At 63.8% G+C, this 22,456-nt stretch carries 16 protein-coding genes and 2 pseudogenes (1 of these 18 cut by a window edge); 14 read left to right on the top strand and 4 right to left on the bottom strand.

The window, feature by feature from the left end:
* Positions 1 to 141 precede the first annotated feature (141 nt).
* A pseudogene (locus NKI24_RS32635) lies at positions 142 to 822 on the top strand (winged helix-turn-helix domain-containing protein); the annotation flags it as partial.
* A 9-nt stretch (positions 823 to 831) separates the two neighbouring features.
* Positions 832 to 1,485 (top strand): Vgb family protein, encoded by a 654-nt coding sequence (locus NKI24_RS32630; RefSeq protein WP_352471321.1) that lies wholly within the window; start codon positions 832 to 834, stop codon positions 1,483 to 1,485.
* A 40-nt stretch (positions 1,486 to 1,525) separates the two neighbouring features.
* Here NKI24_RS32630 and NKI24_RS32625 read toward each other — a convergent pair whose 3' ends face one another.
* Positions 1,526 to 2,011, bottom strand: a complete 486-nt coding sequence (locus NKI24_RS32625; protein ID WP_352750405.1) for a MarR family winged helix-turn-helix transcriptional regulator — start codon at positions 2,009 to 2,011, stop codon at positions 1,526 to 1,528.
* Positions 2,012 to 2,112: 101 nt separating this feature from the next.
* On the opposite strand from NKI24_RS32625, the pseudogene NKI24_RS32620 reads away from it, so the two are divergent.
* Positions 2,113 to 3,001: pseudogene (locus NKI24_RS32620) on the top strand (DMT family transporter).
* Positions 3,002 to 3,020: 19 nt separating this feature from the next.
* On the opposite strand, the gene ubiG reads toward NKI24_RS32620, so the two are convergent.
* Positions 3,021 to 3,770, bottom strand: a complete 750-nt coding sequence (ubiG, locus tag NKI24_RS32615; protein ID WP_352750404.1) for a bifunctional 2-polyprenyl-6-hydroxyphenol methylase/3-demethylubiquinol 3-O-methyltransferase UbiG — start codon at positions 3,768 to 3,770, stop codon at positions 3,021 to 3,023.
* A gap of 214 nt (positions 3,771 to 3,984) precedes the next feature.
* On the opposite strand from ubiG, the gene NKI24_RS32610 reads away from it, so the two are divergent.
* From NKI24_RS32610 to NKI24_RS32565, 10 genes are all read left to right on the top strand, one after another.
* The gene (locus tag NKI24_RS32610; protein ID WP_352750403.1) at positions 3,985 to 4,551 is read left to right on the top strand and encodes a putative glycolipid-binding domain-containing protein; all 567 of its coding nucleotides are present in this window, start codon (positions 3,985 to 3,987) and stop codon (positions 4,549 to 4,551) included.
* 122 nt (positions 4,552 to 4,673) lie between these two features.
* Positions 4,674 to 6,905, top strand: a complete 2,232-nt coding sequence (locus tag NKI24_RS32605; RefSeq protein WP_352750402.1) for a sensor domain-containing diguanylate cyclase — start codon at positions 4,674 to 4,676, stop codon at positions 6,903 to 6,905.
* A 163-nt stretch (positions 6,906 to 7,068) separates the two neighbouring features.
* A complete protein-coding gene (locus tag NKI24_RS32600) occupies positions 7,069 to 8,322 on the top strand; it encodes an aspartate kinase (RefSeq protein ID WP_352471486.1) in 1,254 nt (417 codons plus the stop codon).
* Positions 8,323 to 8,504: 182 nt separating this feature from the next.
* Entirely contained in the window at positions 8,505 to 10,775 is a 2,271-nt protein-coding gene (gene ptsP, locus NKI24_RS32595) for a phosphoenolpyruvate--protein phosphotransferase (RefSeq protein WP_352453081.1), read from the top strand.
* 8 nt (positions 10,776 to 10,783) lie between these two features.
* Positions 10,784 to 11,863, top strand: a complete 1,080-nt coding sequence (prfA, locus tag NKI24_RS32590) for a peptide chain release factor 1 (protein WP_352594829.1) — start codon at positions 10,784 to 10,786, stop codon at positions 11,861 to 11,863.
* Positions 11,856 to 12,734: a peptide chain release factor N(5)-glutamine methyltransferase gene (prmC, locus tag NKI24_RS32585; RefSeq protein WP_352750401.1), complete on the top strand. Its 879-nt coding sequence runs from the start codon at positions 11,856 to 11,858 to the stop codon at positions 12,732 to 12,734. Before prfA ends, prmC begins: the two co-directional genes overlap by 8 nt.
* A 304-nt stretch (positions 12,735 to 13,038) precedes the next feature.
* Positions 13,039 to 13,980 (top strand): DUF4167 domain-containing protein, encoded by a 942-nt coding sequence (locus NKI24_RS32580; RefSeq protein ID WP_352453084.1) that lies wholly within the window; start codon positions 13,039 to 13,041, stop codon positions 13,978 to 13,980.
* Between the two features lie 234 nt (positions 13,981 to 14,214).
* On the top strand, positions 14,215 to 16,821 hold the full coding sequence (gene clpB, locus NKI24_RS32575; RefSeq protein WP_352750400.1) for an ATP-dependent chaperone ClpB: 2,607 nt from the start codon (positions 14,215 to 14,217) through the stop codon (positions 16,819 to 16,821).
* A gap of 148 nt (positions 16,822 to 16,969) precedes the next feature.
* The gene (locus NKI24_RS32570; protein WP_352456638.1) at positions 16,970 to 17,335 is read left to right on the top strand and encodes an MmcQ/YjbR family DNA-binding protein; all 366 of its coding nucleotides are present in this window, start codon (positions 16,970 to 16,972) and stop codon (positions 17,333 to 17,335) included.
* 238 nt (positions 17,336 to 17,573) lie between these two features.
* Positions 17,574 to 19,058 (top strand): L,D-transpeptidase family protein, encoded by a 1,485-nt coding sequence (locus NKI24_RS32565; protein WP_352750399.1) that lies wholly within the window; start codon positions 17,574 to 17,576, stop codon positions 19,056 to 19,058.
* Between the two features lie 21 nt (positions 19,059 to 19,079).
* Here the strand turns inward: NKI24_RS32565 and NKI24_RS32560 are convergent, their stop codons facing one another.
* Positions 19,080 to 19,712: a TMEM175 family protein gene (locus NKI24_RS32560; RefSeq protein WP_023675159.1), complete on the bottom strand. Its 633-nt coding sequence runs from the start codon at positions 19,710 to 19,712 to the stop codon at positions 19,080 to 19,082.
* 167 nt (positions 19,713 to 19,879) lie between these two features.
* Here NKI24_RS32560 and NKI24_RS32555 point away from each other — a divergent pair, with 167 nt between their 5' ends.
* Entirely contained in the window at positions 19,880 to 21,445 is a 1,566-nt protein-coding gene (locus tag NKI24_RS32555) for an MFS transporter (protein WP_352750398.1), read from the top strand.
* Between the two features lie 17 nt (positions 21,446 to 21,462).
* On the opposite strand, the gene NKI24_RS32550 is transcribed toward NKI24_RS32555, so the two are convergent.
* A protein-coding gene (locus tag NKI24_RS32550; RefSeq protein ID WP_352475052.1) for a M23 family metallopeptidase crosses the window boundary here: on the bottom strand, positions 21,463 to 22,456 show its 3' portion. 965 nt of this gene lie beyond the right edge of the window; the window shows 994 of its 1,959 coding nt (coding positions 966-1,959); its start codon lies beyond the right edge, outside the window; its stop codon occupies positions 21,463 to 21,465.

The raw sequence follows: 22,456 nt of genomic DNA, 5'->3' as shown, positions 1-22,456 counted from the left end.
AACACTATATATCAACCACCCACCCCCCCCCCCCCCCCCACCCCCCCCGGCGGGGGCGCCTGTTGTATCTATAAACCCCCCCCCCCCCCCCCGCCGCCCCCCCCCCGCGCCGGGGGCGCCGGGGCGCCCCCCGCGTCCGGCATCCCCGCACTGATCGCGGAGGTGGAGAGCGCATCGCTGGTGCTGGACACGCCGGCCGCACGCCTTGTCGCGCGTGGCGGGGAACGGCCCCTCCTGCTCGATGAAGTCGAAGCGCTCCTGGCGTCGGGGGCGCTCGTGGTGGATGCATGCCGCAATGTCGTGCGGGTCGCAGATACGGTTGTCTCGCTGGCGACCCGCCCGGTGCTGTTCGCGCTGGCCCGCGCGCTGGCCGAAGCCTGGCCGGGGGACGTGGCAAGATCGACGCTCATTGCGCGCGCTTTCCGCGGAAAGGACGCGGACGAATCACATCGCGCACGGTTACGGGTCGAAGTCGGGCGGCTTCGCGCGGAGCTTCGGAGCTTGGCGGATGTGAGCGCGACGAAGCGGGGCTTTGCGCTGGCCCCGCGCCGCGCAGGTGAGGTCGTCGTGCTGGCGCCACCCGTCGAAGAAGAGCATGCCGCCGTGCTCGCCTTCCTCGCCGACGGCGAGTCTTGGTCGAGTTCGGCCCTGGCGATTGCGCTTGGAGCCAGTTCGCGTACCGTGCAGCGAGCGCTCGAGCAGCTCGCCCAGGCCGGCAAGGTGCAGTCGTTCGGCCGCGGACGGGCGCGTCGCTGGATGACCCCGCCGCTGACGGGTTTCCCGACAATCTTGTTACTCCCCGGCCCACTGCCGGGCTACTAGGATGGAATCATGGAACGATCCGCAGCCGAAATCCTTCGAGAATATGGGCCCTTTCCGGGTGTCGACCACGTAGACGGCGTTACCTTTGACGGTGAGCATGTCTGGTTTGCCTCAGGCGACAGATTGAACGCCTTCGATCCGGCAAGCGGCAAAGTGGTGCGCTCGATCGACGTCGCGGCACACGCCGGAACGGCCTTCGACGGCCAGCACCTCTATCAGATCGCCGAGGATCGTATCCAGAAGATCGATCCGAAGAATGGCCAGGTGCTGGCGACGATCCCGGCTCCTGGCAATGGCGGTGATTCCGGGCTCGCCTGGGCCGAAGGAACGCTCTGGGTCGGGCAGCATCGGGGCCGAAAGATTCATCAGGTCGATCCCGAGACAGGGGCAATCCTTCGCACCATCGTTTCCAACCGCGTCGTCACCGGGGTCAGCTGGGTCGACGGCGAGCTGTGGCATGGCACCTGGGAGGGGGAGGAGAGCGATGTCAGGCGGATCGATCCTGAAACGGGAAAGGTCCTTGAGAAGCTCGATATGCCGCCGGGAACAGGCGTGTCGGGGCTCGAATCCGATGGCGGCGACCAGTTTTTCTGTGGCGGCGGAAACAGCGGCAAGATCAGAGCTGTTCGCCGGCCCAAACGAGGCTCGGCGACCAGGATTTAAGCTTTCCACCCTCTCGGCCGGCCCTCTTGGCCGCCCTGGGTTAGCCTAGGCTCGCTATCAATTTTTCGAGCAGGCGAGCCAGCATGATCTGCTCCGGGCGTGCTAACCCAGAAAGTATCTGGTGCTCGTTGGCGACGTGAGCGGTAACCGCCTCCTCAATCAACGCCAGACCCCTTTTAGTCAGTTGCACGACAATGCCGCGGCGATCGTCGGGGTGCGGCCCGCGCTTGATCAGACCGGATTTCTCGAGCCGATCGAGGCGGTTGGTCATCGCGCCCGACGTTACCATCGTCGCCTCGTAGAGAGCCGTCGGCGTCAGCGCGTATGGCGGCCCGGAACGACGCAGCGTCGCCAGCACATCGAATTCTCCGGATTGCAGCCCGTAACTTGCAAACAGCGGCGCCAGCCGCTCTCGTGCGATCAGCGAGGCGGCCTCGTTCAACCGTCCGAGCACGGCCATCGGCGAGACATCGAGATCCGGCCGTTCCTTTTTCCATTGCCCGATCGCTTTTGCTGCGCGATCCATGTCTCTCACCGCTATGTATCTTGACGTGAAGAATCTTTACCTTATCTTACCTCAGCTTGCGATATTGGCCAAGTGCCGCGAACGAGCGACGGGACGGTGCGATGAAATTTCTCTGGGACTCGGCGCTTGGCCTTCTGGTTGTCACCGGTGGACTGCTCGGCCTGACGCTGCCGTTCGGCAAGATCGCGACGGGCCGGCGTGGCCGCCATGGTCTGGGCCTTCGTCATCTCGCTTGGTGCCGGCGGCGTGCTTTTGTGCGCATTGCTGCTCAACGGGAAGCGCATGCGGCTTACGCCGCACAGGCTGCGCTATTTCTTCGTCACCGCGGCCGTCTCATATGCAATCCCCAATCTGCTGATGTTTTCAGCCATTCCGCATCTGGGCGCCGGCTACAGCGGCATCATGTTCACGCTGTCGCCGGTCGTCACGCTGGTGTTCTCGATGCTGCTCGGCGTCAGGCCCCCGACCATGCTGGGCATCGTCGGCATAGTCGTCGGTTTCGTCGGCGCAGTCATGGTGGCGGTGACGCGCGGCGAAGCTGGCCAGCCGGCCGAATTTTTCTGGGTTGCGATGGACCTGCTCATCCCGGTCAGCCTCGCCGCCGGCAACATTTACCGTACCGTCGACTGGCCCGAAGGCACCGGCCCGATCGAGCTCGCCGTCGGCAGCCATCTGGCAGCAGCCTTGATGCTGTTTGCCGGCATTCTGGTCCTGCTTGGCGGCAATGCATTCGGCTCGCTCGGCGGCGTGCCGCTGGTCGCTGCGGCACAGGTGGCATCAGCCTCGGCGATGTTCGCCTTCTTCTTCCGCCTGCAAGCGGTCGGCGGCCCGGTCTATCTCAGCCAGATCGGCTACGTCGCGGCGGCAGTCGGGCTGTTTGCCGGGACCCTCTTCCTCGGCGAGCGCTATCAACTGCTGACCTGGGCCGGTGCCGTCATCATCACCGCCGGCGTGTTCATCACCACCAAGGCGCAAAGCCAGAAGCCATAGGGGCCAGAAGGCGTAAGCTTCAGGCGGATGCCTTCTCCGCCAGCACCATGTAGTTGACGTCCATGTCCTTCGAGCGCTGCCAGCGGTCGGCGAGCGGGTTGTAGGTGACGCCGGTGCGGTCGATGACGGTCAGGCCGGCGCCGGCAAGCGCCTTTTCCAGTTCCTCGGGGCGCACCAGCTTGCCGAATTGGTGGGTGCCGCGTGGCAGCCAACGCAGCACATATTCGGCGCCGATGATGGCCAGGCCCAGGGCCTTCAGCGTGCGGTTGATGGTGGCGACGAACATGATGCCGCCAGGCTTGACCATCTCGCCGCATTTGGCCAGGAACAGATCGACATTGGCGACATGCTCGACCACTTCCATGTTGAGGATGACGTCGAATTTTTCGCCGGCATCGGCAAGGTCTTCCGCGGTCGTGGCGCGATAATCCACGCTCACGCCGACTTCCGCCGCATGCAGCTTGGCCACTTCGATGTTGGTGGCGGAGGCATCGGCGCCGACCACTTCGGCGCCAAGCCGCGCCATCGGCTCGCACAAAAGCCCGCCGCCGCAGCCGATGTCAAGGAAGCGCAGGCCTTCGAACGGCCGTGCCGCACGCGGATCGCGGCCGAAGCGGGCCGCCACCCGGTCGCGGATATAGGCAAGCCGGATCGGGTTGAACTTGTGCAACGGGCGGAACTTGCCGTTCGGGTTCCACCATTCGGCGGCAAGGGCGGAAAAGCGTTCCACCTCTCCGGCATCGATCGTCGATCGTCGGGGCTCAGGCATGGCGTGGTCTCCTCGGACGCTAGGAAGTCGGGCGCGAGGCTGCGAATGTCAAGGCGCGAAATTCACCGCCGGCGGTGCGATGCGCGCGATGCCTTCCGGCGCCGCCTTTTGCCGGCTGCATTTGTGTCAGCACGTGTCAGTTGATGGTGTGCCGGAAGGAAACGCCTAGGCTTTGGCGGACGAAGCAGAGACATCGGGTTCGGAGGAGTGCGCAATGATGCGAGCGGTTGCTTCCATTCTTTGGCGCCGGCTTGACCAGGAAGGCCACGACGCTTGCCTTCTGTCGGAAGCGAGTTCCGGGTGGAACCTGGGACACGCGCTTTTCGTCCAGGACGGCGAGCCGTGCAGCATCGCCTACGAGGCGGACTGCGACGCCGATTGGCATACACGATCGGCGCGCGCCGACGGCTTTCTCGGCACGCAACAGCTGCATTACAGGATCGACCGGCTGACCGAGCGCCAATGGACGCTGAACGGCGAGCATCAAGCGGAAGTCGACGGTCTCATCGATGTCGATCTCGGCTTCACGCCCGCCACAAACCTTTTGGCGCTTCGCCGCTTTGCCCTCGATGTCGGTATGGCGACGCCCGCGCCGGCAGCCTATCTGGCATTTCCCGAACTCAGGCTCGTTCACCTCGAGCAAACCTATCAGCGCGTCGATGCTGCACATTACGCCTATGCCGCCCCGATGTTCGGCTACCACGAGACACTGGAGGTCTCGCCGCTCGGTTTCGTCCTCGACTATCCGCGCCTGTGGCAGGCCATCGTACGGACGGGCTGAACCGCCCGCGTTGGGAGTGCAACTGGCCGGTGTGGCTTAACGGCAAATTTACGATATTGGCGGTTTCTTAACGTTGGGTCAGTGTTTGGCATTTAGATTGCTGTCCGAGTAGGGGCAGCCCGGTGCGCATAAGAACCCAGATAGTCGCGACATTGTTCAGCGCCGTGGCCTTGATCGGCCTGGTCGGCGGCGTTGCGATCATCTCGCAGATATCGCTGACCAAATCCGTGGCGCTGGCCGAGGCGACAAGCGTCGCACGGCAGTTGGCCGAAACTATTGCCTTCAGGGCATCGGACGCGCCGCGTTCATTATTCGAGAGACCCGATGGGCTCCGCGAATTCGTGACTTTGCAGCACGGCCGCTCGAAACGCGATCTCGTCATCGTAGACAAAAACAAGGTTATTTTCGCCGACGTTCCGGGAGAAGAGCAAAATATCGGCACGACGTTCGACTACGATCCCGGCAATGAAATCGCCCGGACGATTGACGACGGCGTGCCGCGCAACTTCGTCGAGGCCAGTGCCGACGTGGCCGACCCGATTGACCTGGTTGCGGTGCCGATCGAGGATGCACCCGGCAAGATCGTCGGCGCCGTCCTGTTCGAGTACACACCGCTGCTGCGAGCCGCACAGCAGCGCACGAACGATATGCTGTGGCTTGTGTGCCTGTGTACCGCGGCAGCCGTGCTGATCGCGGCGGCCTCCGCCTTCCTGTTGTTGCGAGGCTTCAGTAAAGGCCTTGCTGGTCTCAACCGCGGCATCGAATCGCTGGCGCGCGGCGACGCCGGGGCCCGTATCGGCCGCACCTCCGATGACGAGTTCGGACAGTTGGCGCAAGGGTTCGACACTATGGCCTCCGAAATCGAAGCCTCGCGGGCTCAACTTGTCGATCAGAAGGCCTACATCGAAGACATCGTCCAGACCGTTGCCGAAGGCATCGCCGTCATCGACGGCAAGGGTCAGGTCGTGTCCGTCAATCCGGCGGCAGCCGAGATCATCGGGCGGCGCAGCGACAAGGTCGTGGGGCAGGACTGGCAGTCGGCCCTGGATATCAGAGGGCCGTCGGGAGACAAGCCCGCGTCGGGAACATCTCCGGTCGAACTGGCCATGACCACCGGCCGCCGCCACCAGAATGAGGTGAGGCTGGCAAAACCGGATGGGACCTCCTTGCCCGTGGTCGTCAGCTGCAATCCGCTCAACCGCGCCGATGGCGGCATCGTGCTGACGCTCAGCGACATCAGCGACCTGCGCAGTGCCGAGCGGGCGGTGCACGATCGTGCCGAAGAACTGGCGAGGCTCAATCGTGAACTGAAAGAGACATCGGAGGCCACGACCCGCCTGGTCAAGCTCGGCGAACTGCTTCAGGCCTGCGTCACTTTTCGCGAGGCATTTTCCGTCGTCGGCTCCGCCATGCCTGATTTCTTCGGCGGATTGAGCGGAACCGTTCACCTGACCAGTGCGTCGCGCAACCTCGTGGAGGAGATGGCGCATTGGGGCACCATCCGGTCGAGCGTCGGCCAGTTCGGACCGGAAGATTGTTGGGCGCTGCGGCGCGGCCAGGAGCACGTCGCAGGTCCAGGCATGCTGACGCCGCGCTGCAACCACATCACCGAAAATGGCGGCCGCGGTTATGTCTGTATGCCTCTAGCAGCGCAGGGAGAGACGCTTGGCATCCTGCATCTGTGCGAGCCGAATGCCGTTGACAAGCCGGAGTGGCTTGCCGAACGGCAGCAGATACTGCGTGGCGTCGTCGATACGCTGGCGTTGGCGCTTGCCAATCTGCGTCTGCGCGAGACGTTGCGGCAGCAGTCGATCCGGGATCCCAACACCGGGCTCTACAATCGCCGCTACCTTGAGGAGACCAGCAGCCGCGAGCTCAGGCGCCTGGAACGTGCCGAGCAGCCGCTGACGTTGATCATGCTCGACGTCGATCATTTCAAGCAGTTCAACGATACGTTCGGCCACGAAGCGGGGGATCTCGTCCTCAAGCAGGTGGCCGCCACGCTGGTCGACCATGTCAGGGAAAGCGACGTGGTTTCGCGCTACGGCGGCGAGGAATTTGCCTTGATGATGCCTGGAACGTCACTGGCCGATGGCGCCGATCGCGCCGAAGCTCTGCGAAAGGCGATCAAGCAGCTGCACGTCACGCACCGCGGCCGCACGCTCGGCACCATCACCGCGTCGTTCGGGGTCGCCGCCTTCCCGGAGCTCGGCGCCTCATGGGCGGAGATCGTCAATGCCGCGGATCGCGCTTTGTATCAGGCAAAGGCTGAGGGCCGTGACCGCGTCATCGCCGGAGCGGGTCTCGCCCGTGTCGAGCAGCAAAAGCCAAAGCTCACCAAGAGCGTGGCTTGAAATCTGGTTGATGGACGGGGCAAGGCGACGGAATCCTCACCGCCTTGCGAAACCGCGATCATTTGGCTAAGGAGGCCGCGCATTGAGCGCCCGGCCACAGCTTGGCGTATTTTTCCGCTTTTCGGCCTTCGGTCCGGCATCCAGTCAAAGGCATTTCGCTTCTATGGCGCGCATCGTGATGAAATTCGGCGGAACCTCCGTCGCCGACATCGCCCGCATCCGCAATGTGGCGCGTCATGTCAAACGCGAGGTCGACGCCGGCCATGAGGTCGCCGTCGTGGTCTCGGCGATGTCCGGCAAGACCAACGAGCTCGTGCAATGGACGCGCGAGGCCTCGCCGATGCACGATGCGCGCGAATATGACGCCGTGGTCGCGTCCGGCGAGCAGGTCACCGCCGGCTTGCTGGCGATCGCCCTGCAGAATATCGGCGTGCATGCCCGCTCCTGGCAAGGCTGGCAGATCCCGATCAAGACCGACAACGCGCACGGCGCGGCGCGCATTCTCGATATCGACGGCGGATTCCTGATCAAGCGCTTCGGCGAAGGCCAGGTGGCGGTGGTCGCCGGTTTCCAAGGCATCGGGCCGGACAACCGGATCGCAACGCTCGGCCGCGGCGGTTCCGATACCAGCGCTGTCGCCATCGCGGCAGCGGTCAAGGCCGACCGCTGCGACATCTACACCGACGTCGACGGGGTCTATACGACCGATCCGCGCATCGAGCCGAAAGCGCGGCGGCTGGCCAAGATTTCGTTCGAGGAAATGCTCGAAATGGCCTCGCTGGGGGCCAAGGTCCTGCAGGTACGCTCGGTCGAGCTTGCCATGGTGCACAGGGTGCGTACTTTCGTGCGGTCGTCCTTCGACGATCCCGATGCACCCGGAATGGGGGATTTGCTCAATCCGCCGGGAACGCTTATTTGCGACGAGGAAGAGATCGTGGAACAGCAGGTCGTCACCGGAATTGCCTATGCCAAGGACGAGGCGCAGATTTCGCTGCGCCGCGTCGGCGACCGGCCGGGCGTCGCCGCCGGCATTTTCGGGCCGCTGGCCGAGGCCAATATCAACGTCGACATGATCGTCCAGAACATTTCCGAGGACGGCAAGTTCACCGACATGACCTTCACCGTGCCATCCGGCGACGTCGACAAGGCGCTCGCCGTGCTCGAGCGGCTGAAGGCGACGATCGGCTACGACGTGGTGCAGTCGGAAGCCGGCATGTCGAAGGTCTCGGTAATCGGCATCGGCATGCGCAGCCATGCCGGCGTCGCCGCTACCGCCTTCAAGGCGCTGGCCGACCGCGCGATCAACATCCGCGCCATCACGACGTCCGAAATCAAGATTTCGATCCTGATCGACGGTCCCTATACGGAACTAGCAGTTCGCACTTTGCATTCCGTGTACGGTCTGGATAAGCAGTAGCAGACTGCATCGGCCCGAAAATCGGAATCGATTTTCGGAAGGCAGGATGCAGCGGATCGAAAATCTTGGAGCGGTCTTTATGCGTCCAATTGGACGACAGCGCTCTAATTGAGTTGTTGCGTTTGTGCCGCTGTGCAGGGCAACCTGCACCGGTTGAAATGCTATTGGAGGAAGAAGCCGCGATGCGTGATTCGGCCAGTGGCCCGCGCGTTTTGCTGAAACGGCTCCGCGAGCTCATGCAAGAGCCGCTGGAGCCGCAGGAGCGGCTTGACCGAATCGTGCGCGATATCGCCTCCAACATGGTTGCCGAGGTCTGCTCGCTCTATGTGCTGCGCGCCGATTCGGTGCTCGAACTCTACGCCACCGAAGGCCTGAACCCGAACGCCGTCCACCTGGCGCAGCTCAGGCTGGGCCAAGGCCTGGTCGGCACGATCGCGGCCTCGGCGCGGCCGCTCAACCTCTCCAACGCGCAGGAGCATCCTGCCTTCGCCTACCTGCCGGAGACAGGGGAAGAAATCTATAATTCCTTCCTCGGCGTGCCGGTGCTGCGGGCAGGGCGGACACTCGGCGTCCTGGTCGTGCAGAACAAGACCATGCGCCATTATCGCGACGACGAGGTCGAGGCGCTGGAAACAACGGCGATGGTGATCGCCGAGATGATCGCCACCGGCGATCTGGAGCGGCTGACAAGGCCCGGCCTCGAGCTCGATCTGCGCCGCCCGGTAAGCTTTACCGGCCTGTCCTTCAACGAAGGCGTCGGTCTCGGCCATGTGGTGCTGCACGAGCCGCGCATCGTCGTCACCAATCTTTTCAACGAGGACAGCGAGGAAGAGGTCAGGCGGCTCGACGCGTCGCTCGGCTCGCTCAGGCTCTCCATCGACGACATGCTGGAGCGCCGCGACGTCGCCTTCGAGGGCGAGCATCGCCAGGTGCTCGAAGCCTATCGCATGTTCGCCAACGACCGCGGCTGGGTGCGCCGGCTCGAGGAGGCGATCCGCAACGGCCTGACGGCCGAAGCGGCGGTCGAAAAGGTGCAGAGCGACATGCGTGCCCGCATGCTGCACATGACCGATCCATATCTGCGCGAACGGATGAGCGATTTCGACGATCTCGCCAATCGGCTGCTGCGGCAGCTGATGGGGCGCGGACCGGAGGACGTCGCGGCCTCGCTGCCCAAGGACGCCATCATCGTCGCCCGCTCGATGGGTGCTGCGGAGCTGCTCGATTATCCCAGGGACAAGCTGCGCGGGCTGGTGCTGGAGGACGGCGCCGCGACCAGCCATGTCGTCATCGTGGCGCGGGCCATGGGCATACCGGTCGCCGGCCAGATGAAGGGCGCCGTTTCCATGGCGGAAAACGGCGATGCCATCATCGTCGACGGCGAGGAAGGCGCGATCCATCTGCGCCCGCAGCCCGACCTCGAGGCGGCCTATGCCGAGAAAGTGCGTTTCCGGGCGCGCCGGCAGGAGGTCTACCGCGAGCTGCGCAAGAAGCCGTCGGTGACCAAGGACGGTGTCCAGGTCGACCTTCTGATGAATGCCGGGCTGGCGGTCGACCTGCCGCAACTGGCCGAAGCGGGCGCGGCCGGCATCGGCCTGTTCCGCACCGAGCTGCAATTCATGGTCGCCTCGACCTTTCCGCGCGCGGAAGCCCAGGAGCGCTTGTACCGTGACGTGCTCGAGGCGGCGCGCGACAAGCCGGTGACGTTCCGCACCATCGATATTGGCGGCGACAAGGTGCTCCCCTATTTCAAGGGCTCGATCCAGGAGGAAAATCCGGCTCTCGGCTGGCGGGCCATCCGCCTGACGCTCGACCGGCCCGGATTGCTGCGCACCCAGATCCGCGCGCTGCTCAAGGCGTGCGGCGGGCGCGAACTGAAACTGATGCTGCCAATGGTGACGGAACTCGGTGAGATCGCGCAGGCGCGCGAGATCATCGACCGCGAGGTGCGGCATCTGTCGCGCTTTGCCCATCATTTGCCGACCAGCCTCAAGGTGGGGGCGATGCTGGAGGTGCCGTCGCTACTGTTCCAGCTCGACGAGTTGATGAAGGCGGTCGATTTCGTCTCGGTCGGCTCGAACGACCTGTTCCAGTTCGTCATGGCGGTGGACCGCGGCAACACCCAATTGTCCGACCGCTTCGACCCGCTGTCGACGCCGTTCCTGCGTGTTTTGAAGCAAATTGCCGATGCCGGGGCTCGCAACCAGACGCCGGTGACCTTGTGCGGCGAACTTGCCGGCAAGCCGATCTCGGCGATGGCGCTGATCGGCCTTGGCTATCGCTCGATCTCGATGTCGCCGGCATCGATCGGCCCGGTCAAGGCGATGCTGACGGAACTGCCGCTCAGCGAGTTGGAAGCGTTCTTCGACGACAATCTGATGGCGCCGGCGCATGGCCTGCCGATGCGGGCGCTGCTGCAAGCCTTTGCCGACGACCGCTCTATACCGCTATAGACTTCGCCATGATCAACCTGCCCCGCGACCGTATGGATCAAGTCGTCAAGCGTTTCGACATGCTCGAAGCGCAGATGTCGGCTGGGCCAGCGCCGGACGCCTATGTCAGGATGGCCTCCGAATATGCCGATATCCAGGAGATGGTGGCAAAGATCAGGGCACTGCGCGCCGCGGAGCACGAACAGGGCGATCTGGAGGCGATGCTCGCCGACAAGGGCACCGACGCCGAGATGCGCGCCTTGGCCGAGGCCGACCTGCCGGAGGTCAAGCATCGCATCGAGGCGCTGCAGAAGGACATCCAGATCCTGCTGTTGCCCAAGGATGCCGCCGACGACAAGAACGCCATCCTCGAAATCCGCGCCGGCACCGGCGGTGACGAGGCGGCGCTTTTCGCCGGCGACCTGTTTCGCATGTACGAGCGCTATGCCGCGGCGCATGGCTGGCGTTTCGAGACGGTGTCGGCCAGCGAGGGTGAGGTCGGCGGCTACAAGGAAATCATCGCCACCGTTTCGGGCAAGGGCGTCTTTGCCCATCTGAAGTTCGAATCCGGCGTGCACCGGGTGCAGCGCGTGCCGACGACCGAGGCGGGCGGACGCATTCATACCTCGGCGGCGACGGTCGCGGTGCTGCCGGAAGCCGAAGAGGTCGACATCGAGATCAGGGCCGATGACATCCGCATCGACACGATGCGCGCCTCGGGTTCCGGTGGCCAGCACGTCAACACCACCGATTCGGCCGTGCGCATCACCCACCTGCCGACCGGCATCATGGTGGTGCAGGCGGAAAAATCGCAGCACCAGAACCGGGCGAAGGCCATGCAGATCCTGCGCGCCAGGCTCTACGACCTCGAGCGCAGCAAGGCGGACGAGGAACGCTCCGAATCGCGCAAGTCGCAGGTCGGCTCGGGCGACCGCTCGGAACGCATCCGCACCTATAATTTTCCGCAAGGGCGCGTCACCGACCATCGCATCAACCTGACGCTCTACAAGCTCGACCGGGTGATGATGGGCGAACTCGACGAGATCATCGACGCGCTGATCGCCGATCACCAGTCGAAGCTGCTCGCCGATATCGGCATCGATGGCTGACACCCTGCCCGCCACGCTGGCGCCGCTGCTGCGGGAGGCGCGAAACCGGCTCACCGCAGCCGGGATCGCGGATCCGGCGCTCGATGCCAGGCTGATCATCGAGCATTTTTCCGGCACGACCCGTACGCAGGCCATCGCCGATCCCGAGCGAACGGTCGATGCGGGCGTGAGGGCAGCGATCGAAGCCGCCTTGCGGCGGCGCATCGCCGGCGAGCCGGTACACCGGATCCTTGGCTACCGCGAATTCTACGGCTTGCGCCTGTCGCTTTCGCCGCAAACGCTGGAGCCGCGGCCGGATACCGAAACGCTGGTCGAGGCTATACTGCCCTTCGTCAAGGCAATGGCGGCACGCGAGGGCGGCTGCCGCATCCTCGATCTAGGGACCGGTACCGGTGCCATCGCGCTGGCGCTGCTCAGCGCCGTTCCGGCCGCGACCGCCACCGGCGTTGACATTTCGCAGGAGGCGCTGGCCACAGCCATGCGTAATGCCGGGGAATTGGGGCTCGCCGGCCGGTTCACGCCGCTCAAATCCGACTGGTTTGAAAAAGTTTCTGGCCGGTACCATGTAATTGTCGCAAACCCTCCCTATATACCCTCAGACGACATTGGAAATCTGCAGGACGAGGTCCGCGGTTTCGATCCACGCCAGGCCCTCGATGGCGGCGTGGACGGTCTGAGCCCCTACAGGAAGATCGCCGCAGGAGCGGCAGCGTATTTGGAACTCCAAGGCAGGATTGCGGTCGAGATCGGCCATACGCAGCACCAACAGGTTACGGAGATATTCTCCGCGGCCGGGTACCGTTCGGTCGGGGTGTTTCGTGATCTCGGCGGAAACGACAGAGTTCTTGTGTTCGAACGGTGGAAGCCGTGATGCAGTGCGAAAAAAGCGCTTGGCAATACCGGGGAATGCGGCTAGGGTCGCGTTAACCGGATGAGACGAAGCAGGCAGTGCTCTTAGCGATTCGGTTTTCCTTGGAAATAGCTGCCTTCTTGCGCAAACGACGCCCAAGCTTCGTGCGGGAATCGTCCGGCAAGTGAAGTAACCGGAACAGGATGGCACGTGGCGCCAACGCAATTGATGCGGGCGAACGCCGGTGAAGGAACGAAACGGCTGGCCGCATGAGCGCCTCCGTTCGTGAAGAGTTTTTCGAAAATTTCAAAGTGAAGAGAGTCTAATGAGGCCACAACAGCAAAACAGGCGCATGCGCGGTCGCAACAACAGTGGCGGCGGCGGCAACAACAATAACAACAACAATCGTAAGGGGCCAAATCCCCTGACGCGTAACTATGAGAGCAACGGCCCGGACGTGAAGATCCGCGGATCGGCTCAGCAGATTGCCGAGAAGTACGCAACCCTTGCCCGTGACGCGCAAAGCTCCGGCGACCGGGTGATGGCGGAAAACTATCTCCAGCATGCAGAGCACTATAACCGCATCATCGCAGCCGCTCAGGCGCAGATGCCGATCCAGAACGCCCAGCAGAATCGCGACGATTTCGACGATGACGGCGACGAGGATCGCGACGAGTTCGACAATGCCGGCAACAACAATGCCAACGAGGCATCGGCTTCGGCCAATCACGGGGCCGGCCCGCAGCCGGTCATCGATGGCACGCCGGCCGAGCTGGCGCTGAACCAGGAAAACAGCCGCGACAATCGGGGCGGCCGCGACAACCGTGACGGCCGCGACAACAATGGCGGACGCCACCGCGACCGTCGCCCCAATGGCGGTTACGGCCAGAACGGCCAGCGCGGCGAGTATGGCGCGCGCGGCGAGCAGCAGGGTGGCCAACGCGTCGAACAGCCACGGCGCGACGAGACGCCGGCGCAGGCGGAGCCCGTGCCGGCCGCTGAGCCGGTCTTTGTGAGCGAGCCCGCACCGCAATTCGAAAACCTTTCGCCAGCGGGTCTCGCCGCCCAGGCCGAGCTCAACGAAGCCGCGGCCGAAAACAGCCCGGCACGCCGCCCCAGGCGTCCGCGCCGTCCGCGGCTCGATGTCGAACAGGCAAATGGCGGCAACGACAATGCCGTCCCTGACAGTGCCGAGACTGGCAAGGTCGATGCAGCGCCGGCTGAAGACGCCGGCGGTCAACCTATTATTGCCGACGTCGAGAATTGATCGAAGAAACGTTCAGGCGATCTTAGCGCATCGTTTACCCTAGGCGGCGGAGAGAAATCTCCGCCGTTTTTGTTTGCGCGCTCGGAATATTATGCGTTCGCCAGTGTCGAGTCTTGAGGGTCCGTGGTTTGCGTCCCATATCTTGCGGGAACAGGATCCGGCTCGAACGGGCGGGTCCGTCACCGCAATCTGATCCGGTGCCGCGAAGCGGGCCGGTGACGGAAGGAGACAGGCATGAATCTTGAAAAATATTCCGAGCGCGTGCGCGGCTTTATCCAGTCCGCGCAAACCATGGCGCTTTCCCGCAGCCACCAGCAATTCACCCCCGAGCATATCCTCAAGGTCCTTGTCGATGACGACGAGGGCCTGGCTGCGTCGCTGATCGAGCGCGCCGGCGGCAATGTCCGTGACGTCAAGCTCGGCGTTGAAACGGCACTGGAGGCAATGCCCAAGGTCGAGGGCGGCAATGGCCAGCTCTATCTGGCGCAGCCGCTGGCAAAGGTGTTCTCGACCGCCGAGGAACTGGCCAAGAAGGCCAGTGACAGCTTCGTTACCGTCGAACGGCTATTGCAGGCGCTGGCCATGGAAAAATCGGCCAAGACCGCCGACATCCTGTCCAAGGCGGGTGTTACGCCGCAGGCGCTGAACCAGGTCATCAACGACGTACGCAAAGGTCGCACTGCCGATTCGGCCAGCGCCGAGCAGGGCTACGACGCGCTGAAGAAATACGCGCGCGACCTGACGGCGGACGCCCGCGCGGGCAAACTCGATCCGGTCATCGGCCGCGACGACGAAATCCGCCGCACCATCCAGGTGCTGTCGCGCCGCACCAAGAACAACCCAGTGCTGATCGGCGAACCCGGCGTCGGCAAGACGGCGATCGCCGAAGGGCTGGCGCTGCGCATCGTCAATGGCGATGTGCCGGAATCGCTCAAGGACAAGCAGCTGATGGCGCTCGACATGGGGTCGCTGATCGCCGGCGCCAAATACCGCGGCGAGTTCGAGGAGCGGCTGAAGGCGGTGCTTTCCGAAGTCACGTCTGCCGCCGGCGGCATCATTCTGTTCATCGACGAGATGCACACGCTTGTCGGTGCCGGCAAGGCGGATGGCGCCATGGACGCGTCGAACCTGCTGAAGCCGGCGCTGGCCCGCGGCGAACTGCATTGTGTCGGCGCAACCACGCTCGACGAATACCGCAAGCATGTCGAGAAGGATGCGGCCCTTGCCCGCCGCTTCCAGCCGGTCTTCGTCAATGAGCCGACGGTCGAAGACACTGTCTCGATCCTGCGCGGCCTGAAAGAGAAATACGAGCAGCACCACAAGGTGCGCATCTCGGATTCGGCACTGGTCGCGGCCGCAACCCTGTCCAACCGCTACATCGCTGACCGCTTCCTGCCGGACAAGGCGATCGACCTGGTCGACGAGGCCGCGTCGCGGCTCCGCATGCAGGTCGATTCGAAGCCCGAGGCGCTGGACGAGATCGACCGCCGCATCATGCAGCTCAAGATCGAGCGCGAGGCGCTGAAGGTCGAGAAGGACGATGCCTCGAAGGACCGGCTCGCCCGGCTTGAGAAGGAACTCTCGAACCTGGAGGAGGAATCGACCGAGCTGACCTCGAAATGGCAGGCCGAGAAGCAGAAGCTCGGGCTTGCCGCCGACCTCAAGAAGCAGCTCGACGAGGCGCGCAACGAACTTGCCATTGCCCAGCGCAAGGGCGAATTCCAGCGCGCCGGCGAACTTGCCTATGGCAAGATCCCGGAACTCGAAAAGCAGCTGAAGCAGGCTGAAGCCAGGGATGGCAAGGCCGGCATGGTCGAGGAAGTGGTCGGTCCCGATCACGTCGCCCATATTGTGTCGCGCTGGACGGGGATCCCGGTCGACAAGATGCTGGAAGGCGAGCGCGACAAGCTGTTGCGCATGGAAGACGAAATCGGCAGGCGCGTCGTCGGCCAGGGCGAGGCGGTGCAGGCAGTGTCGAAAGCGGTGCGCCGTGCGCGCGCCGGCCTGCAGGACCCGAACCGGCCGCTCGGCTCGTTCATGTTCCTCGGGCCGACGGGTGTCGGCAAGACCGAACTGACGAAGGCGCTGGCCAGCTTCCTCTTCGACGACGAGAGCGCGATGGTGCGGATCGACATGTCGGAGTTCATGGAGAAGCATTCGGTCGCCCGGCTGATCGGCGCGCCTCCCGGCTATGTCGGCTACGAGGAAGGCGGCGCGCTGACCGAAGCGATACGGCGCCGGCCCTATCAGGTCGTGCTGTTCGACGAGATCGAGAAGGCGCATCCTGATGTCTTCAACGTGCTGCTGCAGGTGCTCGACGACGGCCGGCTGACCGATGGGCAGGGCCGCACGGTCGATTTCCGCAACACGCTGATCATCATGACATCGAACCTCGGCGGCGAATATCTGGTCAATCTCGGCGAGGACCAGGATGTCGACGTCGTGCGCGACGAGGTGATGAATGTCGTCAGGGCTTCGTTCCGGCCGGAATTCCTCAACCGCATCGACGAGGTGATCCTGTTCCACCGGCTGCGCCGGCAGGATATGGGCCAGATCGTCCAAATCCAGCTCAAGCGGCTGGAAAACCTGCTTGTTGACCGCAAGATATCGCTTTCGCTCGATCAGGAGGCGATCGATTGGCTGGCGGCCAAGGGCTATGACCCTGCCTATGGCGCGCGGCCGCTGAAGCGGGTGATGCAGAAGGAATTGCAGGACCCGCTGGCGGAAAAGATCCTGCTCGGCGAGATCCTCGACGGCTCGACCGTCAAGGTCACCGCCGGCTCCGACCGCTTGAACTTCCGCTCGAAGCCGGCAGTCGTGGCAACCGAAGCGGCCGCCTGAGCTCAAGCCAAGAGCCTGTTCCATCCCGATCGAATCGGGATGGAACTTCCTATCTTCAATCTCGACCATGATCCTTTCCGAAAAACCGGCATACCCTTTTGTTACGCCGGCCTTCGGTTCATGGTCCAACATCACTGGCGGGGCGCAGATGACGCTGGACGACTATAACAGCTTCTGCGCCTCGCTGCCTTCGGCGACCCATGTCGTGCAGTGGGGCGGCGCCCATGTCTGGAAGGTCGGCGGCAAGGTCTTCGCGATCGGCGGCTGGAGTGAGGGCAAGGAGCCGTTCGTTACCTTCAAATGCTCCGACATCGCCTATGACGTGCTGAGGGAGCAGCCGGGCCTTCGGCCCGCGCCCTATCTTGCCTCACGCGGCATGAAATGGATCCAGCGCCAGACCGGCGAAAGCATGGATGATGGCGCGCTGAAGGATTACCTGCGCGAAAGCCACCGTCTTGTCGTGCTGAAGCTGACGAAGCAGGCGCGCAAGGAATTGGGACTCGCTGCCGGTTAATCGGTCAGAAATCCGCCATCTTCATGCCCGGTTCATATTGGAACCTTATCGTTGGCAACTGATTTGCTGGCGAAGGGGTTCGCCTACCACATCGGCCCGAAATCGAGTTTTGATTTTCGCAAAGCACGATGCGGAGATTTAAAGCGTTAGAGCGTCCTTTGCGCGTCGAAAAAGACGCGCGGCGCTTTGAAGAGACAATGCCGGCGGCGGCAATTACGGACCGGAGAATTTGGCCATCATGTTGCGCACCATCTTCACCCTTTCAGCGCTTGCTGCCGGGCTGCTGGCGTCGAATGCGATGGCCTCGCCAATAGTGGATACCGCGCTACGGGTGGTTCGTGCCGCCAATGGCGGCGGCATTCTTGTCGCCCAGAACGGCAATCTCGATATCTACTACGATGCCAGGGGAAACCGCGTCATCGTCGATGCGGAGACCGGCAAGGTCATCGCCATCCAGCCGCCGCAGACCAGGCTCGACCGCCGTGCCTTGCGCCGCGAGCGCTTGCGCAATCTCGGACCGGTCGAGGACGATCCGTATTATCTCGACGATCCGGAGGACGTGGCGCGCTTCCGCCGCAGGCAATTGGAAGACGAGGGCAGGGTCATCGTGCCGCCGGCCGACGAGTACGACCCCTATGGCGACAATTCGGTGGAAGCCTTCCCCGAAGCGCCGCGGGATGACGGCGGCTATGGCAACAATTTTCCGGAGGCAGCGCAGCCGGTGAAGCCGCGCACCATTGAGCGCCAGCCGCTCAATGAAGCCTCGATCGAGCCGGTCGAGCCGACGGTGCCGAACGAGCAGGCGGCCTTACCGCCAGACACAGCCCCGCCGCCAAGCACTGGCGGCAAGACGGCGGTCGACCCGTCGCTTGCGCTCGGCGCCCGCGAGGACGTGGCGGCACTGCAGGTGCTGCTCGACCGTGCCGGTGCATCGCCCGGCGTCATCGACGGACGCTTCGGCTCGAATGTCGACAAGGCGCTCGCCGCCTATAATGAGATCACCGGCAGCAATCTGAAATCGACCGACGCAATCGGCATCCAGGCGGCCCTGGCGCAATCCGGCGGCGACGCCTTCGCCTCATATACGATCACCCCCGAGGATGCGGCCGGTCCCTATGTCGCCTCGATACCGGAGGACTACAGCCAAAAGGCCCAGCTCGATCGGATGGGCTACACGTCGGTACCCGAAGCGCTGGCCGAGCGCTTCCATATGGATGAAACCTATCTGAACAAGCTCAATCCGGACGCCAATTTCAATCGTCCGGGCACCATCATCAAGGTCGCCAATTTCGGCAGGCTGGTGGCGACGCCGGTGGCGCGCATCATCGCCGACAAGTCCAATAAGCAGGTCCGCGCCTATGATGCGGCGGGCAAGCTGGTCGCAGCCTATCCGGCGACTATCGGCTCGTCCGACACGCCGTCGCCGTCCGGCACGCATGCGGTGTCGCGTGTCGCATTGGACCCGAACTACACCTACAACCCGAACATCAATTTCAAGCAGGGCGAAAACGACAGGATCCTGACCATCCCGCCGGGGCCGAACGGCCCGGTCGGCTCGGTCTGGATTGCGCTGGACAAGCCGACCTACGGCATCCACGGCACGCCGGATCCGTCCAAGATCGGCAAGACCGAAAGCCATGGCTGCGTGCGGCTGACCAATTGGGACGCGCGCGAGCTTGCCAAGATCGTGACGCCCGGCGTTATCGTGGAGTTCGTCGACTAAAGCGCAACGCCTGCGCCCGAATCACCCGATGACCTTGCGCAGCAGTGGCGCGCGCAGCGCTGCGGCATAGATCAGCTGCACCACCAGGATGAAGCCGACGCTGAGCAACGGGCTGATCAGGCAGAGTGCAGCGCCGACGGCCCACAGGATCTGTGCCTTGACGATGCGCAGATAGACCGTTCGGGTGGTCTCCGCGTCGACACCTTCGGCCAGAAATCCGTTTTTGTCCGCGTAGCGCCAACTGGCGAGCAGCGTCAGTCCGAGCATCAAAAGATTGAACCAGTAGACGAGCACCGCAGTCCTGAATTCGAGGAAGTCGGCGAGAAGGTCGGTCGAGAACGGCAGCAAGGCGATGAAGCCGAGGAAGCAGAGGTTCAGCGTGGCAAGCCGCCGGTCGGATTTTGCAATCAGCCCGTGTTGCGCCTGCTGGCCGAACCAGAAGATGGTCAGCGTCAGGAAGCTGAGCGCATAGGTCAGGAAGCGCGGCGCCAGTGCTGTGATCGCTGTGATCAACTCGCGTTCGGAATGCACCGTTTCATGCGCCGGCACCCTGATCTCGAGAACGATCAGGGTGAGCGCGATGGCGAACACGCCGTCGGTGATGCCGACGACGCGCCCGCGTCCTTCCGCCGAGGGTTCGAGCGGTCGTTTCATGCGGTATTTCCCCCTTGTCTGTAGCTGCGAGAAGCTTAGCACGGCACTTGCCGTTTGCACCCTGAGCGGCGTGATCCTGCCTGTGTGGCCAAGGTTGGGCCTGGTTTCAACGAGAACAGCGTGCTGGCCGGTTGTCGCCGGCGCGCCGGCGATCTAGGTAAGGCGGCATGCACACGCCAACCAAAGTCGGTACCGGCGCTGTTCCCCTGACCGGCTCACTTCCCGCCGATACGTTCTGTCCGCAGGCGCAGCGGCGGTTCGTGCTGATCGCCGCGATCCTGGCTTCCGCGCTCGGCTTCATCGACGGGTCGGTCCTGGCCATTGCGACGCCGGCGATCCGCGTCGACCTCGGCGCCAGCCTCGCCGAGGCACAATGGATTTCCAATGCCTACGCATTGACACTCTCAGCCCTCATTCTCGTCGGCGGCGCCGCCGGCGATCGCTTCGGCCTGCGCCACTCCTTCGTCGCCGGCATCGTCCTGTTCATTGCCGCCTCGCTTGCCTGCGCGCTGGCGCCTAACCCGGCGGTGCTTATTGCGTTTCGGGCTATCCAGGGTGTCGGAGCGGCCATCATGGTGCCGGGCAGCCTGGCCATTATCGCCAAAGCCTATCCGAAAAAGGAACGCGGCCGGGCGATCGGCATCTGGGCCGCAGCATCAGCCCTGACGACGGCGCTCGGCCCGGTGCTGGGCGGCTTCGTGCTGTCGGCGTTCGGCGACGGCATCTGGCGGGCGATCTTCGCCATCAATCTGCCGCTCGGCCTTATCTCGGTCTATCTTCTGCTGGCCAAGGTCCCTGCCGACGCGCCGGCGGAAAAGCGCAGCCTCGATCTCGGCGGCGCTGCACTCGCCATATTGGCGTTCGGAGCTCTCGCTTACGGTCTGACCTCGATGAGCGGCGACGGGGAGGGGCTGATGTCCGGCCCGAGTATTGCCGCCGGTGCGGTTTTGCTCGTCGTGTTCATCGTCTTCGAGCGCCGGCGGCGCGAGCCGATGATCGATCTGTCGTTGTTTCGGATCGGCGCGTTCGCGGGCGCCAATGTGGCGACCTTCTTCCTTTATTTCGCGCTGTCGGCCAATCTGTTCTATCTGCCGATGCTCATGATCGCCGGATGGAGGCTGAGCGCGGCCGAGGTCGGTTTCATCTTCCTGCCGCTGTCGGCATTGATCGCAGTGTTGTCCGGACCGGTCGGCCAGTGGTCCGACCGCATCGGGCCTCGCTTTCCGATCGCCAGCGGCAGTCTGGTTGTGGCTCTTGCCTTTGCCGGACTTGCCTTGCTGGCCTATTGGGGCATCCACAATTTCTGGATCGGGGTATTCCCGCTGATGGATTTGTTGGGGCGCGGCAGGGCGCGGGTGGTAGCGCCGCGGGCGCCCGCCGTCATGACGGCGGTCGAGGACAAGGATACGGGTGCGGCCTCGGGCATCAACAACGCCGTCTCGCGCATCGGCGGCCTGATTGCCGTGGCGGCGATGGGATCGCTGGCGGCCTGGGTCTATGCTGGCGTGCTCGGCACCGCTGCCGGCTCCGGCATTCCGGGTTTCGGCGAACCGCCGCCAGCCGGCCTGGCGCCCGGCCTCGATGCGGCACGACTTGCCGCCAGCGACGCGGCATTCGCCGCCGTTGCCGCGGTGACCGCGGTGCTTTGCCTGCTTTCGGCAATCGCCGCGTGGACGACGGTTTCCGGCGAGCGGCTGCCATGGGCGCGCGACACGGCGAATCAGCACGGCTGACGACGAAAAACGTCGGCTCAGCCTTCGATCTTGGCGCTCGCGACCTTCAACTGATTGCTGTCTTCCTGCTTGAGCAGGTCGTCGATGCGTTCGCGCTCGCGCTTGAAGGCGACGAGGTCGTCGCCCTTCAGCGTCTTGCCGACCGGTAGGCGGACGCGCATCGAATCGACCTTTGTGCCGTTGACGATCAGTTCGTAATGAAGATGCGGACCGGTGGAGAGGCCGGTTGAGCCGAGATAGCCGATAACCTGACCCTGGCGAACGCGAACACCCGGCTCGATGCCTTTGGCAAAGGCGCTCTGGTGATTGTAGGACGTCTCGTAGCCATTGGCGTGACGCAAGATGATCTGCTTGCCATAGCCACCGGCCCAGCCGGCTTTTTCGACGACGCCATTGCCCGCGGCAATGATCGGCGATCCCACGGGAGCTGCCCAGTCGGTGCCGGTATGCATTTTCACATACCCCAAAATGGGGTGGCGCCTGGCACCGAACCCTGACGTAAATCGGCCATTGGGCAACGGATTGCGCAGCAGAAACTGCTCGGCGCTGCTACCATTTTCGTCGAAGTAGTCGGTGCTGCCGTCCTGCATCTGGAAACGGTAGAAATTTCGCGTCGTGCCGCCGAAAGTCGCGGAGACGTAAAGCAGCTCGGATTCGTCAGACGCCTGGTCGTCGCCATCGGGCTGCGAGAACAGCACCTCGATGCGGTCCGTGGGATTGAGGCGCGACTGAAAGTCGACACTGGATGCCAGCAACTTGATCAGTCGTTGCGTCATCGCCTTGGACATGCCGTAGGAATAGGCGGTGCGGTAGATGCCGTCATAGACGTTCGGCAGATTGCCGCGCACTACGGGCGCAGGCGAATCGTCGAACGCCGTCAGCAATTCGGGATTTGGCTCCGGCTCCTGCGCCGGCACGTACTGGTCGTGGTCGTCGAGTGCGATGGTGACGATGTGCTGGGTCCTGTCGTACACGCTGGTGCGAACGATCTTGGCGGCGTCGCCATGGACC

The organism is Mesorhizobium sp. M0701, assembly GCF_040320365.1.
Lineage (GTDB): Bacteria > Pseudomonadota > Alphaproteobacteria > Rhizobiales > Rhizobiaceae > Mesorhizobium.
This window is presented reverse-complemented; position numbering and strand designations above follow the sequence as displayed.